General features: G+C 42.0%; 1 protein-coding gene and 1 pseudogene. One reads left to right on the top strand and one right to left on the bottom strand.

Going from position 1 to position 3,673, the window contains the following annotated elements; genetic code table 11:
- Window positions 1-1,168, bottom strand: a pseudogene (locus PVV70_RS09605) (autotransporter outer membrane beta-barrel domain-containing protein); the annotation flags it as partial.
- 657 nt (window positions 1,169-1,825) lie between these two features.
- Between PVV70_RS09605 and PVV70_RS09600 the strand changes: the two are divergent.
- Window positions 1,826-3,670 (top strand): phage tail tape measure protein, encoded by a 1,845-nt coding sequence (locus PVV70_RS09600; RefSeq protein WP_342760084.1) that lies wholly within the window; start codon window positions 1,826-1,828, stop codon window positions 3,668-3,670.
- Window positions 3,671-3,673: the final 3 nt, after the last annotated feature.

Genomic DNA, 3,673 nt, shown 5'->3' with positions numbered 1-3,673 from the left:
CATATACTCCATTGGTTTTTCCATCGAATGATCCTTCGGATACTGTTATCGTGGAGTTATCATTTGCCAATATAGCTGTGTTTGAATTCGTGATGGTTACTTTGTTTAAAGTCACAGAGCTTTTTTCGGCACTTATTCCCTTGTCAATAAAGCGTCCATCTTGTCCACTTGATATCGTTATATTTTCCAGTTTGTTTTCATTTTCATGACTCATACTGTTAGAGAAAACAGCACCCATTATAGACGCTGTAATAGAGCCATCGGTCATTTTAATGGTACCGCCATTTGCTTGAAGACCAATAATAGCATCTTTAATCGTAGTATTTTTATGTAATTCGACCGTGCTATTAGAACCATCAGCTTTTGCACCAATTCCGATACCATTTGCTGTTAGAGTAACATCTGTAACATCGATCTGTCCGCCTTTTTCTGCAAATAATGCATTTTGTTTTCCACTGACAGTTCCACCCGTCTTTATGATTTTGGCTTCTGAACCTTCTGCATGAAGTCCATTGCCTTCAGATGATGTGACGGTTGTTTTTTCGTCTAAAGTAATGGAACTTCCTTGTTTAGCATATACTCCATTCGCTTTCCCACTAAATGCTCCGCCAGAGACTTTTATTGTCGAATTATCCTCTGCAGATACACCGTTGTTTGCTAAAGAAACAGTTGTGTCTTTCAAACTGAGGTTGCTGTGGGTAGCACTTATTCCTTTGTCAATAAAGTGGTCATCTTTACCGCTTATAACCACACTTGTTAGCTCGTTTTCACTACTACTATTTTCAAAAGAAGCACCACTTTCAATAGCCGTAATGCTTCCTCCTGTCATTTTAATTTTAGCATTACCTTGGGCCTTAATACCTAAGTGAACATCAGAATCATTATCATTACTTTTAATAGTTGAACCGGTTAACGTAATTTCACTGTCATCGTCTTCAGCTTTTATAACATATGTATCTTTGTTCGTGTCTTTATTTCCGGTTATTGTTAACTCTTCACCAGTGATTTTTCCACCTGTTTTTGCATGAATAGTTTCATAAGTTTTTTTGGATGTTTTTTTTACTTTCCCTTCAGTAATTTCGAGATTTTCAGCATATGCGTTGAAATGGACGCCAAACAGCGTAATAGCTATCGCTGCTGTACAGAGTAATAGAGATTTTTTATACATTGATATTTTCCTTAACTTATAAGCCCCATGCATTTCCTCCCCCGCTTACAAGAAGGACATCAAATGAATGGTTTTCTGCTGCGAGACGAATAGATTGTTTTTACTCTTGTGTAAAGTATAATTATAGAATTTATAATAAAATACATAATGACGTATTGCATGTTCAATAGTATCAATCATTATGAGATAAATATAAAAATAAATTATAAATAAAAATTCTTAATATAAGGGGGAGCGTGCCTTCATTTTTTTATTTTAAATGATGGTTAGGTTGGATTTTTTGTAGTTGTTGAGGAGGCTTTTCAGCCTCAATTTGGTGTTTTAATGCAATTTTAAGAGGCAAGGTAAAATCGATTTTTTCGCTATCGTTGTTGTTTTAAACAAGCTCTTGCAGTTTTCTATAAAGTTTCGTCGCGAGTTTCGCTATATTTTCAGGAGGGGGGGTATTTTTGCATCACAATAGGTTGTATAGATTATTTATCCAAGTTTTTTCATGAGATCAGTAGGAATGGTAGATGTTGCAAAATCCGTTTCTTTTGCTTTTGCCATGTCTGTAAACATTTCTCTTTTAACAGTGAGAATCCAAGGTGACTTTATGCTGCAAATTGTTTGATAGGAAATTATGATAGAGGCGGGTGGTTCACTTACACCGCGCTCATAATTTGCAAGTGTATTTTTTACAAATTACGCAATGTCTTTAAGCTTAATCAAGCAGGTATTGAAGATTTAGGGGATGCTATCAACCATCTTTCCAACCACATGGCGGCTAAGGCAAGTGAAGTCTCTGATTTTACCAATCGTGCCACCGGTGCAGCAACCATGTTTAAACTGACAGCCCGCGAAACCGCAGCTTTTGGGACGGCGATGATTTCTGCTGGGATTGTTCCCGAAAGTGCAGCGCGTGGTTTTAATGCCATGAGTGCCCGTATTCAGGCGGGAGGAAAGCATATTGAAGATGCTTTTACCAATATTGGTCTCTCTCGCCAAAAATTTATGGAAGATTTGGAGAAAGATGCCACCGGTACCTTGGTGCGTTTTTTTGATGTCTTGGGCAAATCCGAACAAGGAATGCGTTCTCTTATTGCCATTGCAGGACGCGACTTTACTGGGGATTTTGCCAAACTGGTGGGTAACCCCGAACTGTTAGGGCAAGCCTTAAAATATGTTGAAGACCCAAAAGTCTTTAAAGACTCTGTCGAACAAGAGGCAGACAAACAAGCAACCGGTGCCATGCGGCAATTTGAACTGTTGCAAAACCGCGTTGTGGCTTTGGGGGTTACCATTGGTGAGGTGTTGTTGCCCCATGTGAACAGTTTAATGGCGAGTGTTGGTGGTTTTTTTAACGTGCTGATGGCATGGGCTAATGAACACCCTGTTTTAACCGGTGTGATCAGCAAAACCATTGCTGCCCTCATGGCTTTTAACATCGCTTTGCGGGTTGTACGTTTTACTTTTGCTGGAACCCGCCTTGGGATCCTGCAATTGATTGCCTCTTTTATCAAGATGAGGGCTGTGAGCGGTGCGCTAAAGGCAAGTTGGCGCGGGCTTTTGGCTTCAGGGCGCTCACTGGGCTTGCTCACCGCAGGACTTGGGGCACGTTCACTGCGACTTTTACGCCCCATGACCTTATTGATGGGTGCTTTGCGGGGGATTGCTGTTTCAGGGGCGGCATTTGCTAGCAGCTTTGGTTGGATAGGAACCGTGATCGAAGTGGTTGGGGCAAGCCTGTCCTCTGTTGTGGGAGGGCTTTTTACCCCAGTAGGGGCTGTGATTGCTGCTGTTGTAGCTGTTATCCTCGCTGCTGGTTTTGCTTTGTGGAAATATTGGGACCGCTTTTCTTCTTTTATAAAGGGCTTTGCACGGGGGATAACACGGGCTTTTGGCCAAGTCTTTGAAGCCGTCATGCGTTTTTTTGGTGCTGATACCAGCACCATCACCCGTTGGAAAAACATCATTGCTGCTGCTTTTGATTTCTCTCAAAATTGGCAAAAGTTTAAACAAGGGCTTAGCGCTGTTGGCAGGTGGTTTGCCAACGTGTGGGAGGGGTTTAAACAAAGCCTTTCCAACTTTTGGAGCTGGTTGGGAAGTTTTTTTGCCCGCGAAAAGCTCTCGGAGAGTGCCAAGGCTGGTATGGAACAAGCCGGAGAAGATTTAGCGAGTTGGATTGTTGATGGTGTTATGGGCACCATCTCACAATTGACAGATTTTTGTAAATCTTTACCTCACCGCATAAAGGGGTGGATTGGGTCGATTGATGTAAGAGATTATTTGCCAAGTTTTTTAGGAGGTAAAACGCCTCAGCCTGTTGTACAATTTGCGGGGTCTGGGCATGGCCATAGCTCTGTTCCAGAAGCAAAAGACAAAGAACGCGTCCCCATTACGCACAATCAAAATGTCACGGTGCATGTCAATGGCGCGCGTGATCCCATGGCGACTGGATATGCGGTTCGCCATGCATTGCAACGGGCAGGGGCTAATGCCTTGCATGGTGGAACAGAATGAGGG

It is taken from the genome of Bartonella sp. AU55XJBT (assembly GCF_028618525.1).
Note: the sequence above shows the minus strand (reverse complement) of the source record. Positions and strands in the feature narration are given on the sequence as shown.